This is a genomic window from Pseudomonas imperatae (assembly GCF_057128625.1).
Genome location: NZ_JBSKHP010000001.1, coordinates 373,219 through 389,783, shown reverse-complemented (window position 1 = coordinate 389,783; position 16,565 = coordinate 373,219). Strand labels below are relative to the sequence as shown.

General features: G+C 65.4%; 14 protein-coding genes and 1 pseudogene. 7 read left to right on the top strand and 8 right to left on the bottom strand.

Features of this window, described 5'->3' with window-relative positions; translation table 11 throughout:
- Positions 1-21 precede the first annotated feature (21 nt).
- Together ACWKWX_RS01850 and ACWKWX_RS01845 are read left to right on the top strand one after the other, a co-directional pair.
- Positions 22-1,001, top strand: a pseudogene (locus tag ACWKWX_RS01850) (AAA family ATPase); the annotation flags it as partial.
- Positions 1,001-2,332, top strand: a complete 1,332-nt coding sequence (locus ACWKWX_RS01845) for a DUF58 domain-containing protein (protein WP_483826955.1) — start codon at positions 1,001-1,003, stop codon at positions 2,330-2,332. The pseudogene ACWKWX_RS01850 and the gene ACWKWX_RS01845, both read left to right, overlap by 1 nt.
- Before the next feature lie 84 nt (positions 2,333-2,416).
- Here ACWKWX_RS01845 and ACWKWX_RS01840 read toward each other — a convergent pair whose 3' ends face one another.
- Together ACWKWX_RS01840 and ACWKWX_RS01835 are read right to left on the bottom strand one after the other, a co-directional pair.
- Positions 2,417-2,758, bottom strand: coding sequence for a PilZ domain-containing protein (locus ACWKWX_RS01840; protein WP_416426737.1), 342 nt, complete (start codon positions 2,756-2,758; stop codon positions 2,417-2,419).
- Between the two features lie 169 nt (positions 2,759-2,927).
- Positions 2,928-3,302 carry a tetratricopeptide repeat protein gene (locus ACWKWX_RS01835; protein WP_416426739.1) on the bottom strand — a complete coding sequence of 125 codons (375 nt, stop codon included), beginning with the start codon at positions 3,300-3,302 and terminating at the stop codon, positions 2,928-2,930.
- 179 nt (positions 3,303-3,481) lie between these two features.
- Here ACWKWX_RS01835 and pyk point away from each other — a divergent pair, with 179 nt between their 5' ends.
- Together pyk and ACWKWX_RS01825 are read left to right on the top strand one after the other, a co-directional pair.
- On the top strand, positions 3,482-4,933 hold the full coding sequence (gene pyk, locus ACWKWX_RS01830; protein WP_473004401.1) for a pyruvate kinase: 1,452 nt from the start codon (positions 3,482-3,484) through the stop codon (positions 4,931-4,933).
- A gap of 177 nt (positions 4,934-5,110) precedes the next feature.
- Positions 5,111-6,010, top strand: a complete 900-nt coding sequence (locus ACWKWX_RS01825) for a hypothetical protein (protein ID WP_483826878.1) — start codon at positions 5,111-5,113, stop codon at positions 6,008-6,010.
- On the opposite strand, the gene ACWKWX_RS01820 is transcribed toward ACWKWX_RS01825, so the two are convergent.
- On the bottom strand, positions 5,989-7,230 hold the full coding sequence (locus ACWKWX_RS01820; protein ID WP_483826877.1) for an NHL repeat-containing protein: 1,242 nt from the start codon (positions 7,228-7,230) through the stop codon (positions 5,989-5,991). The two genes, ACWKWX_RS01825 and ACWKWX_RS01820, sit on opposite strands and share 22 nt — an antisense overlap.
- A 141-nt stretch (positions 7,231-7,371) precedes the next feature.
- Here ACWKWX_RS01820 and ACWKWX_RS01815 point away from each other — a divergent pair, with 141 nt between their 5' ends.
- Entirely contained in the window at positions 7,372-8,676 is a 1,305-nt protein-coding gene (locus tag ACWKWX_RS01815; protein ID WP_483826876.1) for an NHL repeat-containing protein, read from the top strand.
- 102 nt (positions 8,677-8,778) lie between these two features.
- Entirely contained in the window at positions 8,779-10,146 is a 1,368-nt protein-coding gene (locus ACWKWX_RS01810) for an NHL repeat-containing protein (protein WP_483826875.1), read from the top strand.
- Between the two features lie 19 nt (positions 10,147-10,165).
- Here the strand turns inward: ACWKWX_RS01810 and ACWKWX_RS01805 are convergent, their stop codons facing one another.
- Together ACWKWX_RS01805 and ACWKWX_RS01800 are read right to left on the bottom strand one after the other, a co-directional pair.
- A complete protein-coding gene (locus tag ACWKWX_RS01805; protein ID WP_483826874.1) occupies positions 10,166-11,107 on the bottom strand; it encodes an iron-sulfur-binding ferredoxin reductase in 942 nt (313 codons plus the stop codon).
- Positions 11,100-12,206: a GGDEF domain-containing protein gene (locus tag ACWKWX_RS01800; protein ID WP_483826873.1), complete on the bottom strand. Its 1,107-nt coding sequence runs from the start codon at positions 12,204-12,206 to the stop codon at positions 11,100-11,102. The genes ACWKWX_RS01805 and ACWKWX_RS01800 overlap by 8 nt, the downstream gene beginning before the upstream one ends.
- A 336-nt stretch (positions 12,207-12,542) precedes the next feature.
- Here ACWKWX_RS01800 and ACWKWX_RS01795 point away from each other — a divergent pair, with 336 nt between their 5' ends.
- Positions 12,543-14,066, top strand: a complete 1,524-nt coding sequence (locus ACWKWX_RS01795; RefSeq protein WP_416426750.1) for a fumarate hydratase — start codon at positions 12,543-12,545, stop codon at positions 14,064-14,066.
- A gap of 160 nt (positions 14,067-14,226) precedes the next feature.
- On the opposite strand, the gene ACWKWX_RS01790 is transcribed toward ACWKWX_RS01795, so the two are convergent.
- From ACWKWX_RS01790 to ACWKWX_RS01780, 3 genes are all read right to left on the bottom strand, one after another.
- Positions 14,227-14,544, bottom strand: a complete 318-nt coding sequence (locus ACWKWX_RS01790) for a ribbon-helix-helix domain-containing protein (protein WP_416426752.1) — start codon at positions 14,542-14,544, stop codon at positions 14,227-14,229.
- A 10-nt stretch (positions 14,545-14,554) separates the two neighbouring features.
- Positions 14,555-15,136 carry a DJ-1/PfpI family protein gene (locus tag ACWKWX_RS01785; RefSeq protein ID WP_416426753.1) on the bottom strand — a complete coding sequence of 194 codons (582 nt, stop codon included), beginning with the start codon at positions 15,134-15,136 and terminating at the stop codon, positions 14,555-14,557.
- A gap of 103 nt (positions 15,137-15,239) precedes the next feature.
- Positions 15,240-16,397 carry a phospholipase D-like domain-containing protein gene (locus ACWKWX_RS01780; RefSeq protein WP_483826872.1) on the bottom strand — a complete coding sequence of 386 codons (1,158 nt, stop codon included), beginning with the start codon at positions 16,395-16,397 and terminating at the stop codon, positions 15,240-15,242.
- Between the last annotated feature and the right edge of the window lie 168 nt (positions 16,398-16,565).

Sequence of the window (16,565 nt, the reverse complement as noted above, 5' to 3'; positions counted from 1 at the left end):
CCGTGCCCGCACCGGCCAGCCAGTCCCCCGAACACCTGGCCCAACAGCGCCATCGCGCCAGCCTGCTGGCCCAGGCCCTGCGCACCGAGCTGGGCAAGGCGGTGATCGGCCAGCCGGCGGTGATCGAAGACGTGCTGACCGCGCTGATCGCCGGCGGCCACGTGCTGCTCGAAGGCGTCCCGGGGCTGGGCAAGACCCTGCTGGTACGGGCCCTGGCGCGCTGCTTTGGCGGCGAGTTCACGCGCATCCAGTTCACCCCCGACCTGATGCCCAGCGACATCACCGGCCACGCCGTGTACGACATGCAGACCGAGCAGTTCAAGCTGCGCAAGGGCCCGCTGTTCACCCACCTGCTGCTGGCCGACGAGATCAACCGCGCCCCGGCCAAGACCCAGGCGGCGCTGCTGGAAGCCATGCAGGAACGCCAGGTGACCCTGGAAGGCCGGGCGCTGCCCATCGCCCAGCCGTTCATGGTGCTGGCCACGCAGAACCCGCTGGAACAGGAAGGCACGTACCCGCTGCCCGAGGCCGAGCTCGACCGCTTCATGCTCAAGCTGCGGCTGGACTACCCGGACGCCGAGCAGGAGCTGGAAATGGTCCGCCAGGTGAGCCGTTCGGTGCGTGCCGACATGCTCGACGTGCAGCCGCTGCGCACCCTGTTGCAGACCAAGGACGTGGTGGCCCTGCAACGTATCGCCAGCGAGCTGCCGCTGGACGACCAGGTGCTGGACTACGCCGTGCGCCTGGCGCGCGCCACCCGCAGCTGGCCTGGCCTGTCCATCGGCGCCGGGCCGCGGGCGTCGATCGCGCTGGTGCGCGGTGGCCGCGCGCGCGCACTGCTACGCGGCGGCGATTTCGTCATACCCGATGACATCAAGGGCTGCGCCCTGGCGGTGCTGCGCCACCGGGTGCGGCTGTCGCCCGAGCTGGATATCGACGGCCTGTCGGTGGACCAGGTGCTGCGCCAGGTGCTCGACCAGGTGGCAGCGCCGCGCCTGTGATCAAACCATCGCGGCTCCTGCTGGCCTGGCTCGGCGCGTTGCTGGTGGCCAACCTGATCCTGGGCAGCCTGGATGCCTGGGGCCTGGTGCTGCCCGAGGGGCTGCACAGCGTGGCCTGGGGCATGCTGCTGGCGTTGCTGCTGTTGGGCGCGCTGGACGCCTGGCGGGTGCACCGCCAGCCCTCGCCGCGCCTGCACCGGCAAGTGCCGGGCAGCCTGCCGCTGGGCCGCTGGAGCGAGGTGCGGCTGGACATCAGCCATGATTTCGACCGGCCGCTGACCCTGCAGGTGTTCGACCACGTGCCCGACGGCCTGGGCTTCGACGCCCTGCCCCAGGCCATCGACCTGCAGCCGGGCCAGGACAGCCAGTTGGGCTACCGCCTGCGGCCGCTGCGCCGCGGGCATTTCCACTGGGAGCGCATCGAGGTGCTGCTGCCCAGCCCGCTGGGGCTGTGGTTGCAGCGCCGGTTCATCGCGGTGAGCGACAACACCCGGGTGTACCCCGACTTCGCCCGCCTCTACGGTGCGCGGCTGCTGGCGGTGGACAACCTGCTCAGCCAGTTGGGCGTGCGCCAGCGCCAGCGCCGTGGCCAGGGCCTGGAATTCAACCAGCTGCGCGAGTTTCGCGAGGGCGACGCCCTGCGCCAGATCGACTGGAAAGCCACCGCCCGCCAGCGCATGCCCATCACCCGCGAATACCAGGATGAACGTGACCAGCAGATTATTTTCCTGCTCGACTGCGGCCGGCGCATGCGCAGCCAGGACGGCGAACTGGCGCACTTCGACCATGCCCTGAACGCCTGCCTGCTGCTCAGCTACGTGGCGCTGCGCCAGGGCGATGCCGTGGGGCTGTCGACCTTTGCCAGCGAACAACAGCGGCACCTGGCACCGGTGAAAGGCGCGGCGCAGCTCAACGTGTTGCTCAACGCGGTCTACGACCTGGACAGCAGCCAGGCCCCGGCCGACTACGCGGCGGCGGCCGAACGGTTGCTGGCGCGGCAGAAGCGCCGGGCGCTGGTGGTGCTGGTGACCAACCTGCGCGACGAGGACGATGACCAACTGCTGGGCGCGGTGCGCCGCATCGGCCGCCAGCACCGGGTGCTGGTGGCCAGCCTGCGCGAAGAAGTGCTGGACGAACTGCGCCAGGCGCCGGTGCAGACCTGGCAGCAGGCGCTGGGCTACTGCGGCACCATCGACTACCTCAACGCCCGCGCCCAGCTGCATGAGCGCCTGGGCGCCCACGGCATACCGGTGCTGGATGCGCGGCCGCAGGAACTGGGGGCGCAGTTGGTGACGCGCTACCTGAGCTGGAAGAAGGCGGGAACGTTGTAGGCCGGTTGGCGTGTGGGAGCTGGCTTGCCAGCGAGCTTTCCGGCCCTGACAACTCGCTGGCAAGCCAGCTCCCACATGAACGCGTCAGGCCGACTCGTTCATCGGGAAGCTGAAGTAATCACGCAACGCCACTACCAACTGCTCGTACTCGGCATTGGCATGCAGCAGCTGGAAGCCGGCGTCGTAGTGCCCTGGCGTCACGTCTTCGTGGCACCACAGGCAGGCCGCGGTCAGGTTGATCACCTGATCGGGTAGTTTGATCTGCAGTTCGAAATCCGGGCCAACCAGCAACGGCAGGTTGCTGATCAGCATCAATCCCTCTTCGTCGACATTGCCCAGGAATCCTATGGGCTGACCCGTGAAACGGTTGAAGACTTTCAGATAACACGGCAGCTGGTGACGCTCGATGCGGCGTTCGGTAAACATGTTCTCATCGCAGTTTAAAGATCACCGCCCATGATCTCACCCGGCCACCCCGGCTAAAAGTGAAGAACGACCAAGCGCCAGCCCACCCGACGAACAGTCTATGGGAGCTGCCTTGCCAGCGAGCTGTCGAGGCCACCAAAAGCTCGCTGGCAAGCCAGCTCCCACAGGGTCAGCGTGCAGCCTGGGGTTGCGCGGCGGCGACAGCACTGCGGTAATGCCCCAGCTGCTGCAAGGTGTCCAGTCGCGCGCGGGCGCGATAAGCGTATTCACTGTAAGGATACTGGGTGATGATGAACTCGTAGGTCTGGCCAGCGTCCAGGAACAGGTTCTGCCGTTCCAGGCACAGGCCACGCAACAGCGACACTTCTGGCTGCACGTATTGACGCGTGCGGCTGGTACGGTCGACCTGGGACAACTCCAGCATCACCTTGTTGCAGTTGCCGTAGTCGTACTGGCGGTACGCTTCGTCCAAGTGATGGTCCATCGACCAACGGGTACAACCGACGACACTGGCCGCCAGGGCTAAAACGATGAGGATTCGCATGGGTATCTCCTGTCCTGAGCGGTTTATCGACCAGGCCGCGGAATTCTTCAGTGCCGCTCGACCGGGGGGCTTGCTTGAGTATCGCCCACTGCCATGCCACCAAGGTAGTGCAGAGGAACAATGACTACAGCGCCCGAGAGGAGTAGCCTTTCGCTGCGCTTCAATAAAGGAGTCAGTGCATGACCGTTCGCCGTACCAAAATCGTCGCTACCCTTGGCCCTGCCAGCAACTCGCCGGAAGTGATCGAGCAATTGATCAAGGCCGGCCTGGACGTGGCCCGTCTGAACTTTTCCCACGGCACGCCGGACGAGCACAAGGCTCGCGCCCGCCTGATCCGTGACATCGCTGCCAAGCTGGGCCGCCATGTCGCGCTGTTGGGCGACCTGCAAGGTCCAAAGATCCGTATCGCCAAATTCGCCAACAAGCGTATCGAGCTGAAAGTCGGTGACGCGTTCACCTTCTCCACCAGCCACCCGCTGACCGAAGGCAACCAGGAAATCGTCGGTATCGATTACCCGGACCTGGTCAAGGACTGCGGCGTGGGCGACGAGCTGCTGCTCGACGACGGTCGCGTGGTGATGCGCGTGGAAACCGCCACCGCCGACTCGCTGCACTGCTCGGTGCTGATCGGTGGCCCGCTGTCGGACCACAAGGGCATCAACCGTCGCGGTGGTGGCCTGACCGCCCCAGCCCTGACCGAGAAAGACAAGGCCGACATCAAGCTGGCTGCCGAAATGGACCTGGACTACCTGGCCGTTTCCTTCCCGCGTGACGCCTCCGACATGGAATACGCCCGTCGCCTGCGCGACGAAGCCGGCGGCACCGCCTGGCTGGTGGCCAAGATCGAACGCGCCGAAGCCGTGGCCGACGACGAAACCCTGGACGGCCTGATCCGCGCCAGCGACGCGGTCATGGTTGCCCGTGGCGACCTGGGCGTGGAAATCGGCGACGCCGAGCTGATCGCCATCCAGAAGAAGATCATCCAGCACGCCCGCCGCAACAACAAGGCGGTGATCGTGGCGACCCAGATGATGGAGTCGATGATCCAGAACCCGATGCCTACCCGTGCCGAAGTATCCGACGTGGCCAACGCCGTGCTGGACTACACCGACGCGGTGATGCTGTCGGCGGAAAGCGCTGCCGGCGCCTACCCGATCGAGGCCGTGCAGGCCATGGACCGCATCTGCAAGGGCGCTGAAAAGCACCCGATGAGCATGAAGTCCAGCCACCGCCTGCACACCCAGTTCGAGCGTTGCGACGAAAGCATCGCGTTGGCGGCGATGTACACCGCCAACCACTTCCCGGGCGTGAAGGCGATCATCGCCCTGACTGAAAGCGGCTACACCCCGCTGATCATGTCGCGCCTGCGTTCCTCGGTGCCGATCTACGCGTTCTCCCCGCACCGCGAAACCCAGGCCCGTGCCGCCATGTTCCGTGGCGTGGTGCCGGTCGCCTTCGACCCGGCTGCACTGCCGGCCGACAAGGTCAGCCAGGCCGCCGTCGACGAGCTGCTGAAGCTGGGCGTGGTTCAGCAAGGCGACTGGGTCATCCTGACCAAGGGCGACAGCTACCACACCATCGGTGGCACCAACGGTATGAAGATCCTGCACGTCGGTGATCCGCTGGTTTAATGCCCGGCGCTACACCAGAAGCCCCCGGCGCGCGAGCATCGGGGGCTTTTTTGTGCCTTGTCGATTTTCTATCAAGCCACGCTGGGCTGAATGATTGAAAACCCGTATTTCTGACAGTAGCAAGACAGTGGCAAGACCGGCACGCTGCCCTTGGACCATCTCACAGGGAAGTGCCCCATGGCCATGCAGCGTGAACCCTACCCGCTGGAGTACCGGCAGCAGCTGCCCAACGGCACGTCCCTGCTGACCACGCTGGGGCGTGGCAACGGCAGGATGTTGCTGCGAGCGACGTTGCTGGGCACCTCTGGCGCACCCTGTGGCCATTTCGGTTACCACGGCAGCGTGCTCCTGGACATCGGCGCTGCACCCTCGACGCCCACGGCGCGGGCCTCGCCCCCGCGGCTCATCAGCCGCCACGATGGCGAATTCAGCTATATCGGCCTGTCTCACCCACGCGCTCAATGGCAGGCCCTGTTGCTGCGCCTGGATGCCCGCGGCCGACTGGACATTGGCTGGGGCTACCGTGAGTTCCAGGTACCTGGGCAGCACACTTTGTTGCACGATTTCGCCCTGCTCCGGGACGGCCGCGTGCTGGCCTGTGGCGTGAGGTGGAACATCCGCGATGGCATTCGCCAGGGTTTCCTGGCCCGCATTGAACGCAACGGCAGGCTTGACCCATCGTACGGCGACGGGGGTTTCGCCCGGCTGCGGGGCACCAGGCAGGACAGCGGCTTTACCTGCCTGGGCCAGGCACAGGCGCAAGGCGACCGCTGGCTGCTGGGGTTTTGCGCCAGCGGCAGCGACAGCCAGTTGCTGACGGTCACGGCGCTGGACGACGAGGGCTTGCCCCAACCTGGGTACGCCGGCGTGCTGCCGGTGGCGTGCCAGGCGCTGCAGGCCGACGCGATCCAGCAGCGCGCCGGTGGCCATGGCTTGATCACCGGCATCGCCACGCAGCAGTCTCGGCCACGAGCCTTCGCCGCAGGGCTGCTGCCCAGTGGGCGTTTCGACGGCAGCTTCGGCAACGGCGCGGCACTGGAATGGAGGGGCGCTGCTCAGCGGCTAGCGTGCATATAGCGGCACACCAGGCCGTCTCGCGACGGCCAATGCGAGCCGGCTACCAGCCATTTGCCGTCGTGCTGCAGCTTCAGGTCCCAGAACCCGTGGCTATTGTCCTCGAACAACGTGCCTTGCGGGCCGAACGACGGATGCGGAGCGCCGTCCAGGCCATGGCAGGTCAGCACACCCTTGGACTCCACAAGGTTCGCGGCGTGATCCTGCCCCACCCCGCAGATCAGGCCGTCGAGCCCGGCCTCGAGGCGTTCAACGCGCAGGCGGGCAGCGTAGGGCTCAAGCAAGAACGGCTTTTCGTGGTTGAATTGAGGATCAAGGGTGCCGTCGGGCAGCAGGCTGGCCAGCAGGCCGTCAGTGGCAAGGAAGCCGCTGACCAGCAGCGTATGTCCAGGCGTCCGGAAGATCGATAGCAAGCGGGCCTCTGGAAGGTCGACTAACGCAACCCCCTCCTTGCCGAAGCTCGCATCGATTTCACCTTGTGCGGTCAAGCCGACGATCAAGGTTTGTTTCCTGGCATCGCAACGCCCGGCCAGCAACATGCGGCCGTCTTCCAGGGTAGTGGCTGCCGGCAGTTCGCAGGCTTTGCCTTCATGAACGATTTCCTGATAGCCCCTGCCGTGGTACCCGGTATCCAGCTTGCCGTTGGCCAGCAGGCGAATGACAAAGGTCTGTTCGTCGTTGACCACGAAGGGAATGACGAAGTGAGCAGCGGTGCCCATGACAGCACCCACCTGCGCGGCTGGACGAGCACCAGCCTGCGCCGCGCTCGCCACCCGCGCCTGGCGCAGCTCATCGAAAGGCACCACCGTGAAGCCTTGGTCACCGAAGCTGGTGTCCAGGCTGAGATCCGCGTTGACCATGGCGAAACCGGGCACCCACAGCGCCTCGCCTTCGCCTTCAAGCCAGGCGGTGAACAACAGGCGGCCATCGGCCAGTTCCTGCACCCCTACACCTTCTTCGAACTCATGGCCCTCGAATTCGAGGTGGATGTAACGGGCATGGCCTGAAGGGCCGTCTGGCTGTCCATTCTTGTCGAGCGCGATCAACAGGCCACCTTGGCGATGTTCATCCGATGTGGCCACGACTATCGAGCCATCTGCGCGCACGGCCATGGAATAAACACTGTTGGCAACGAGGTCCCCCAGCAGGGTTTTATCGCAAACAACCATGCCCTGCTTGCCAAAAGCAGGGTCAAGTCCAAAGGATTGTTGGGCGTAAATCATAGAGTTTGCTCCGGTTAAATGAGTAAAACCCAACAGTGCGCGCGATCTGCGCAGCGCGATACTTGTAGAACTAGCAGGTCCGCGCGCCACCCTGGCTGCGGTGAAATAGCCGCTTATTTCACCCACATAGGGAGGTGCAGCATGCACTCACGCACAACGACCCACCGCGAATCACCCCTACCCCTGCCCCGCGCACTCAGCCAAGCACTGGAGCATCAGGTGCTGGATATCGACGGCGACATCAAGGCCATCGCCCAGGTGCCGGGCAGCGACCAATGGCTGGTGGCGATCGATTCGGGCTACGGGTTCTGCGTGGCCCGCCTGCACGCCGACCTGACCCTGGACGACAGCTTCGGCTTGCCAGGCAGGGGCTATTTCTTCGACAGTTTCGACACCGCAGGCTTTGCCTTCACTGCCGTGAACCAGCTTGCCTGGGTAGGCGACAAGGTGCTGGTGGTGGGCGCCACCTGCGACTTCGATGTAGACCGCATCGCCCTCGCCCGCTACCACGCCGATGGCCGCCCGGACCTGTCCTTCAATGGCGACGGCAAGCACATCCTCGAACTGCCCCATTCGCGCCGCCGGCCACGCAAGCAGCACCGCGGCACCGCCCACTCGGCGATCTTCACCCCGCAGACGCCCGTGGTGCTGGCCGACGGCGGCGTGGTGCTGTTTTTCCTCGAAGCCTGCGAGCAGCATCCCGACGGCCGGGCGTTCCTGGTGCGCCTGGATGCGGCCGGCGCGCTGGATACCAGCTTCAACCAGCAAGGTTTTGCCCAGGTGCAGTTCGAGGGCCGCGGCGTGGTGCCCCGGGGTGTCGTCCGTCAAGGCAATGACCTGCTGCTGTACGGCGCCACCTGCCCGGACGACGAAGGCGCCACCCAGGGCCTGATCGCCCGGTTCGACGCCAATGGCCACCGCGACATGACCTTCAACGGCACCGGCTTCATTGTCATCGGCGACGCCTGCACCCGGACTGTGCTCAGCCAGGTCAGCGTCGACGACCACCACGAGATCCATGCCGCCGGCACCTTCGGCAGCGAGCTGTTGGTGACCCGCCGCCGCGCCGACGGCAGCCCGCACGCGGACTTCAACACCGGCGTGCCGCTGCTGGTCACGCTGCCGTTCGAAGTCAGCGGGGTAAAGGCCGTGGCTCGTCAGGGTGATGCCCTGCTGCTGGCGGCCACCGCCGGCGCCAGCGAGTACAAGGGCACTCTGGTGCGACTGGCAGCGGACGGCGCGCTGGACACAAGCTTCGCCGACGGCGCCGGCTACCTGATCGCCGAGCACGAATCGGAATACCTGGCGCTGGGGCTGGAACGCGATGGCGCCATCATTGCCGCGGGGTATCTGTACCAGCAGGGGTACTACGCCTGGGTGCGCCGTTTTGAGGGTGATGGCCTGCGGCAGGCGGAGCGGCGGCGTACCAGGCTGGCTTCGCGCTAGACGCACCTGTCAGTTCTTACAGTTTCGCGCCATTCGCCTTCAGCGCTTAATCGAAGGCGAACGCGGCCAACACCGGTCGCGACGAACTCCTGGAGCTTGACCATGCACCCGTCGAACAGACCGCCCATCCGCGACCTGCTGATGCAGCTGATCCGCCATGCTGTCCACCCGCACACCGCGACCAACGTCGCCGGTGTCGACGATCTGGATGGCCAGATCATCGCCATGCAACCCGTGGGGGACTCTCATACACTGATCGCCGTGATGCTCGAGGGCACCTTTGCCTTGGCGAGGGTCAACCACGCGCTGGAATTCGACACCTCTTTCGGCCCTGACAACAGCGGATATGTCATAGGGGAATTTTCCGAGTTTTGGGAAGGTTTTTCAGGCATCGACGGCATCACCTTGGATCAAGACAAGATTGTGCTGACTGGGGAAGTTTTCCTCTTTGATGGGTGGTTGACCAAGCCGGCGTTGGCCAGGTACAGCCTGGATGGCATTGCGGATACCGCCTTCGGCGACAATGGCATTCTGGTGCTCGAGTTGCCGCAACCTTCGAGCAGGGCTGCAACCTCTCGCGCCCGCGGTACCCGCCCCCCCTCCAGGACCAACTTCGCGCTGACGGACGACAATAAGATACTCATGCTGACCCTGGTGGCGACGGCTGACAACTCCGCCGGCACTACGCAACTGATCCGCTTGAATGCCGACGGCAGTTTCGACCAGGCCTTCAATGGCACAGGCGTGGTGCACGTCACCGTCAACGGCCAGGACATTGATCCCAACGGGCTGCAGGTGCTCGCGGATGGCAGGGTCCTGGTTCACGGGCGGACGCAGCGCAACGATGGCGACACCGCCTACGCGATCGTGGCTCGATTCACTTCCGGTGGCCAGCCTGACCCACTGTTCGGCCCGGAAAACTCCCCAGGCTTCATCGCGGTGGGTGAAGCGGACAACCTGGCCAGGTTCGGCGCCCTGCTGGTGGAAGCCAATGGTTGGCTGCTCGCTTTCGGCAACCTTGCCAGCGATGGGCTCATGGCACGCTTGAGCCCGGCTGGCAAACCCGACCCTGACTTCAATGGCGGCCAGCCGTTGAAGTTCTCGTTGCCCGCGACAGCTGTAGATGAGCTGCAGGCAGTCGCGGTGCAGGAAGGGCGCCTGGTGGTGGCTGGCAGTGCGAGGGTTGCGGGCGGCTACGCGGGGCTGCTATTGCGTTTGCTGCCCGATGGCCACCTGGACGCAACCTTTGCTTCTGGCCGTGGCTTCAGTGTTGCCGACCGCCGCTCGGAGTACCATGACGTGTTGATCGAGGTGGATAATGCCATTCTCACCAGTGGTTACTACGTCGAAGGCAACCAGTTTCACGCGTGGCTGCGACGCCATGGTCTCAACGGCCAGGTCCCTGAACCATCCCGCGGCACACACCAGGATACTTTCCCGGTAGTCGCACCAGGGGTGCGCCTCAGCTGACGCTGCAAACGGGCCGCGGTTACTGGCGACGCTCGGAAAAAGCGTCGCTCCATACCTGGCTACGCGGTACGCCCGCGAGGAACAAGCGCTTGGCAAAGACCTCGACAGTGGCCGGGCTACCGCAGACCAACGCCTGGGTCTGGCGTGAGCGGGGGCGCAAGGTCGCCAGCGCGGCGGCCAACTGCTCCGGCAGCAGCAGGTCCACTTGCAGGCTGGGTTGTGCCTGGGCGAGTACCTGCAGCTCAGCCGCCAGGTAGTGTTCCCCAGCGTCCTGAGCGAGGTGCATCACCCGCATCTCGCCCTGGTGCCCCTGCCGCAGCGCCTCACGCAAAATCCCGTACAACGGCCCCAGCCCGGTGCCCGCCGCGAGCAGCCACAGCGGCTGGTCCTGCCAGTCAGGGTCATAATGCAGGGCGCCGCCACGCAACTCGCCCAGGCGCAGGGTATCGCCCGCCTTCAAGGTACGCGCCACGTCGACGAAGGCACCTGGATGACGGCAGTCGATATGAAATTCCAGGAAGCGATCTTCCTGGGGCAGGCTGGCCAGCGAATAGGGCCGGGCCACGCCGGTCTCGGTCCACAGCACCAGGTGCTGGCCGGCCTGGTAACGCAACGGCCGCCCCGGTTGCAGGCGCAGCCGCAGCACGTGGGGGCTGGGCCAGTCGCAGCTTTCCACCTGCGCAGGCAGGCCGTCGGCCTTGGGGTCGAACACCGCCACGCTGAGGTCGTCGACTACCTGGCATTGGCACGCCAGGCGCCAGCCTTCAGCACGCTTGCCGGCGTCCAGCGCCTCGGGCTTGCGGTCCAGCGGCTCGCCGCGCAGGCAATGCACCAGGCAGGCGTGGCAACTGCCGGCGCGGCAGCTGTACGGCACGTTGAGGCCCTGGGCGTTGAGGGCGTCGAGCAGATTCTCGCCCGGCGCCACCGACCAGCGCTGCTGGCCAACAGTGAGTTCAGGCATCGGCGGCTTCCCAGGCGGCCGCGCAGCGGTTGCGGCCCGCCCGCTTGGCGCGGTACAGCGCCTGGTCGGCGCGGTGCAGCGCATCGTCCAGGTCATCGCCTTCCAGCAGCAGGGTCATGCCCACCGACAGGCTCAGGTTCTGCACGTTCAGCTCGCCCAGCTCGGCCGTGGCGAAGGCCAGGCGCAGGCGCTCACAGCACACGCTCAGGCGCTCGGTGTTGGAGTCGGGCAACAGCAGCACGAATTCCTCGCCGCCGTAGCGGGCCAGCACATCGCCGTCGCGCAGGCAGGCGGCGGCCACCTCGGCGAACACCTGCAGCACCTGGTCGCCAGCGGCGTGGCCGTGCACGTCGTTGATGCGCTTGAAGTGGTCCAGGTCGATCAGTGCCAGGCCATGCTGGCTACCCGCGCTCATGGCCAGCAGCTCGCGGCCAGCCAGGCTGAGAAAGTGGCGGCGGTTGTACAGGCCGGTCAGTTCATCGGTAGCCACCAGGTCCTCGAGCTGGCGCATCATGCCGCGCAAGGTGTCCTGGTGCGCCTGCAGCGCGTAGCGGCGCTGGCGCATGCGCTGGCGGGAAGCCTGTACGTAGCTGGCGTACAGGCACAGCCACACCAGCACCACGAACAGCACGCACACCTGAATGGCCGCCAGGCCCGGGTCGGGCAGCTGCAGTTGGTAGCCTTCATAAAGGTTCAGCCCGGCGAAGCTGAAGAACACCAGCACGGCGCAGCGCACGAACACCCGGCGCGTGAGGTGGAACAGGCCGAACAGCAGGATCAACAGGTACAGCACCAGGAAGGTGCCACGCGCACCGTCGAGGTTGGCCATCAGCCAGGTCTGCCAGCCCAGCGCCAGCAGTACCTGGAACTCGGTCAGGCTGGGGTCGCGGAAGCGGCGGTTCCAACCCTTTGAAAACACCAGGGCCAGGGCGCCCTGGGTCACGATCACCAACAGCGTGGTGACCACCGTGGTGGTGATCGAGGCGCGAAAGTAGTCGCTGAGCGTTGCCACCCAGGTCAGCATCAGCACCAGCACGTACGTGCCAGCGGCTAGGGTGAAGCGCTTGATCAGCAGCTTCTGTAGAAGTTTGTCGGTCACTCGTTGACTCACCGTGCTCAAAGGGATCCCTTCCCGTCCTGGCACCGAACGGCGCTATGGCCAGATGCCACTTTAGTGCTACCCGTCAAAAATAACTATCCAAATTTGCAACCGCTGTATAACAGTTCTGTACAGCTTTTTACCTTTCCAGCGCGCCGATAACCGCCCCGCCTTTGACTATCGGCGTGTGTCGGTGGCCGCCAGGTGCGGTATACTGCCGCGCCTTTTTTGCGTCGGTCGCAGCTGCCCGGCGCGTCTTGAAAGGTCGTTTCGATGGTCGCCCGACGTGTCGAAATACCTTAACGAATGTTCCCGTCTTTAAGAGGAGCGCGCCGCATGACCGTGATCAAGCAAGACGACCTGATACAGAGCGTCGCCGACGCCTTACAGTTCATTTCCTACTACCATCCGGTAGATTTCATTCAGGCCATGCACGAAGCCTACCTGCGCGAAGAGTCGCCGGCGGCCCGTGATTCCATCGCCCAGATCCTGATCAACTCGCGCATGTGCGCCACCGGCCACCGGCCGATCTGCCAGGACACCGGCATCGTCACCGTGTTCGTGCGCGTAGGCATGGACGTGCGCTGGGATGGCGCCACCATGAGCCTGGACGACATGATCAACGAGGGCGTGCGTCGCGCCTACAACCTGCCCGAGAACGTGCTGCGCGCCTCGATCCTGGCCGACCCGGCCGGTGCTCGCAAGAACACCAAGGACAACACCCCGGCAGTCATCCACTACTCCATCGTTCCCGGCAACACCGTGGAAGTGGACGTGGCGGCCAAGGGCGGCGGCTCCGAGAACAAGTCGAAGATGGCCATGCTCAACCCGTCCGACTCGATCGTCGACTGGGTGCTGAAAACCGTGCCAACCATGGGCGCCGGCTGGTGCCCACCGGGCATGCTGGGCATCGGCATCGGCGGCACCGCCGAGAAAGCCGCGGTGATGGCCAAGGAAGTGTTGATGGAATCCATCGACATCCACGAGCTGAAGGCCCGCGGCCCGCAGAACCGTATCGAAGAGATCCGCCTGGAGCTGTTCGAGAAGGTCAACCAGCTGGGCATCGGCGCCCAGGGCCTGGGCGGCCTGACCACCGTGCTCGACGTGAAGATCATGGACTACCCGACCCACGCCGCCTCGCTGCCGGTGTGCATGATCCCCAACTGCGCCGCCACCCGTCACGCCCACTTCGTGCTGGACGGCTCGGGCCCTGCGGAGCTGGAAGCACCGGACCTGGACGCCTACCCGGAAATCGTCTGGGAAGCCGGCCCGTCGGCCCGCCGCGTCAACCTCGACACCCTGACGCCCGAAGAAGTGCAGAGCTGGCAGCCAGGCGAGACCATCCTGCTCAACGGCAAGATGCTCACCGGCCGCGACGCCGCGCACAAGCGCATGGTGGAAATGCTCAACCGCGGCGAAACCCTGCCGGTGGACCTGAAAGGCCGCTTCATCTATTACGTCGGCCCGGTTGATCCGGTGCGCGAGGAAGTGGTTGGCCCGGCTGGCCCGACCACTGCCACGCGCATGGACAAGTTCACCCGCCAGATCCTCGACCAGACCGGCCTGCTGGGCATGATCGGCAAGTCCGAGCGTGGCCCGGTGGCCATCGAGGCGATCAAGGACTACAAGGCCGTCTACCTGATGGCAGTGGGCGGCGCGGCCTACCTGGTGGCGCAAGCCATCAAGAAGTCGCGCGTGGTGGCCTTCGAAGAGCTGGGCATGGAAGCGATCTACGAGTTCGACGTCAAGGACATGCCGGTTACCGTTGCGGTAGACAGCAAGGGTGAGTCGGTACACATCACCGGCCCAGCGATCTGGCAGCAGAAGATCAGCGAAAGCCTGGCAGTTGAAGTGAAGTAAGGCCGCAGGCCTTGCGTTGAAAAAGCCCGGCCTGTGTGCCGGGCTTTTTTATAAGGCCCCGTAGCAGCGGCCGCAGGCCGCGTCCGGATTCGCCGCAGTGTGCCGGGAAAATCGGAACGCGTTGGACGCGGCCTGCGGCCGCTGCTACAGGGCGGTCAGGTCAGGCGTGGGCGGTCATCGGTACGACCGACGCCGCGCGCGGCACCGCCGCCACCGCGCGCCGCTGGGTCAAATAGCGCATGCAGCTCACCCGCAGGAACGAGGCGAAATTCACTACCTCGCCACGGTAGTCCATCACCTCCTCGTAGAGCTTGGTGATCAGCTGGTTGGTGCTCATGCCGTCCACCTCGGCGATTTCGCTGAGGATGTCCCAGAACTGGTTCTCCAGGCGCAGAGTGGTCACCACCCCGCGGATGCGCAGCGAGCGCGAGCGGGACTCGTAGAGGATGGGGTCGGCTTTTACGTAGAGCTCGCACATGGGCAAATCCTCACAGGATGATCTGGGTCCCCAGCAACCCCAGGAAGCCCGCCAGCCAGGCGGGGTGGGCGGGCCAGGCCGGGGCGGTGGCGAAGTTGCCCTGCACGTGGGCCTGGTTGACCTCGATGTCGACATAGCGGCCACCGGCCAGTTTCACCTCCGGGGCACACGCCGGGTAGGCGCTGCACTCGCGGCCTTCCAGCACGCCGGCCGCGGCCAGCAGCTGCGCGCCGTGGCACACCGCGGCAATGGGCTTGCCGCTCTGGTCGAAGGCCTGCACCAGTTCCAGCACCTTGGCGTTCAAGCGCAGGTACTCGGGCGCGCGGCCGCCGGGAATCACCAGGGCGTCGTAGTCGCCGGCACGCACCTGGGCGAAGTCGAAGTTCAGCGCGAAGTTGTGCCCAGGCTTCTCGCTGTAGGTCTGGTCGCCCTCGAAATCATGGATGGCGGTGCGCACGCTCTGCCCGGCGGTCTTGTCCGGGCACACTGCGTGCACCACGTGGCCGACCATCTGCAGGGCCTGGAACGGCACCATCACTTCGTAGTCCTCGACGTAATCGCCGACCAGCATCAGGATCTTTTTCGCGGCCATGCTGTGACACTCCTATAAGACAGCGTAGATAACTTCACGCCTAACACGTTAGTCCCCTGGGTTGGCCACCGGGTAATACGCGGTTACTACTCATCGGAAAGTGTCATTCGCGGCGCCCGAACACGGTGATGGTCAGCCGGTCCAGCCAGCCGAACACCCGTTGCTGCACCCTGCCCCACAGGGGGCGCCGCCGCCAGTCCGCCAGCTCGACGCGCTGGCTGGCCTGGAAGTCGGTGGTGAAGCTGCGCTCCACCGCCAGGGTCAGCGAGGCGTCCAGCGCCTCGACATTGGCCTCCAGGTTGAAACGCAGGTTCCAGTGGTCGAAGTTGCACGAGCCGACACTGACCCAGTCGTCGATCAGCACCATCTTCAAATGGGAAAAGCACGGCTGGTATTCAAAGATGCTGACCCCGGCCTTGAGCAGCCGCGGGTAATAGTTGTGCCCGGCATAGCGCACCGAGGGATGGTCGGTGCGTGGCCCGGTGAGCAGCAGCCGCACGTCCACCCCACGCGCCGCCGCCCGGCGCAGCGAACGCCTGACCTTCCAGGTGGGCAGGAAATACGGCGTAGCCAGCCAGATACGCCGGTGGCCACTGTTGATGGCGCGCACCAGCGACCGCAGGATGTCCCGGTGCTGGCGGGCATCGGCGTAGGCCACGCGCCCAAGGCCGGCACCGCTGGCCGGCACCCTGGGCAGGCGCGGCAGGCCGAAATGGGTGGCCGGGCGCCACGCCGTGCGGCGCAGGTTGGCGCGCCACTGGCGGTCAAAGAGCATCTGCCAGTCAGCCACCAGCGGCCCCTGGATCTGCACCATCACTTCATGCCATTCACTGTCGGGCTGGCCTGGCTGCCAGAACTGGTCGGTCAGCCCGGTGCCGCCTACCGCCGCCCATTGCTGGTCGACAATCAGCATCTTGCGGTGATCGCGGTACAGGTTGCGCAGCCCACGGCGCAATCGCACCGGGTTGTACCAGCGCAGTTCCACCCCCGCGTCGATCAGCACCTGGCGCAGCTCGGCGCTCAGGGCCAGCGAGCCGTAATGATCGAACAGGCAACGCACGGCAACACCGCGCCCGGCCGCCTCGGCCAGGGCCTGGATGACCACCTGGGCACACTGGCCAGACTCCACCAGGTACAGTTCCAGGTCGACCTGCTCGCGAGCCGCGGCGATGGCCGCGAGCATGGGCGGGAAAAATGCCGGGCCGTCGACCAGCAGTTCGAACTGGTTGTCGGGGCGCCAGGGAAAGATGGGGCCGGCCATGCAACCTCCGGTTACAGATTGTCAGGCCAACCTTAACCGGGCACCGCTCAGGTAGCAAAAAACATTACAAGCGCTCCGAATTGACGCCGGAGCCCAATATTAGGTCTCATTCCGAAACACAAGAAGGACACCCCAAGAGCCAGCCACCCTTTATCATCTTGCTCCTGG

Bases quoted from the DNA above. Each gene is read 5' to 3' on its own strand.
- ACWKWX_RS01840 (WP_416426737.1), bottom strand. From the start codon at position 2,758: ATGTTTACCGAACGCCGCATCGAGCGTCACCAGCTGCCGTGTTATCTG.
- ACWKWX_RS01835 (WP_416426739.1), bottom strand. From the start codon at position 3,302: ATGCGAATCCTCATCGTTTTAGCCCTGGCGGCCAGTGTCGTCGGTTGT.
- pyk (WP_473004401.1), top strand. From the start codon at position 3,482: ATGACCGTTCGCCGTACCAAAATCGTCGCTACCCTTGGCCCTGCCAGC.
- ACWKWX_RS01825 (WP_483826878.1), top strand. From the start codon at position 5,111: ATGGCCATGCAGCGTGAACCCTACCCGCTGGAGTACCGGCAGCAGCTG.
- ACWKWX_RS01820 (WP_483826877.1), bottom strand. From the start codon at position 7,230: ATGATTTACGCCCAACAATCCTTTGGACTTGACCCTGCTTTTGGCAAG.
- ACWKWX_RS01815 (WP_483826876.1), top strand. From the start codon at position 7,372: ATGCACTCACGCACAACGACCCACCGCGAATCACCCCTACCCCTGCCC.
- ACWKWX_RS01810 (WP_483826875.1), top strand. From the start codon at position 8,779: ATGCACCCGTCGAACAGACCGCCCATCCGCGACCTGCTGATGCAGCTG.
- ACWKWX_RS01805 (WP_483826874.1), bottom strand. From the start codon at position 11,107: ATGCCTGAACTCACTGTTGGCCAGCAGCGCTGGTCGGTGGCGCCGGGC.
- ACWKWX_RS01795 (WP_416426750.1), top strand. From the start codon at position 12,543: ATGACCGTGATCAAGCAAGACGACCTGATACAGAGCGTCGCCGACGCC.
- ACWKWX_RS01790 (WP_416426752.1), bottom strand. From the start codon at position 14,544: ATGTGCGAGCTCTACGTAAAAGCCGACCCCATCCTCTACGAGTCCCGC.
- ACWKWX_RS01785 (WP_416426753.1), bottom strand. From the start codon at position 15,136: ATGGCCGCGAAAAAGATCCTGATGCTGGTCGGCGATTACGTCGAGGAC.
- ACWKWX_RS01780 (WP_483826872.1), bottom strand. From the start codon at position 16,397: ATGGCCGGCCCCATCTTTCCCTGGCGCCCCGACAACCAGTTCGAACTG.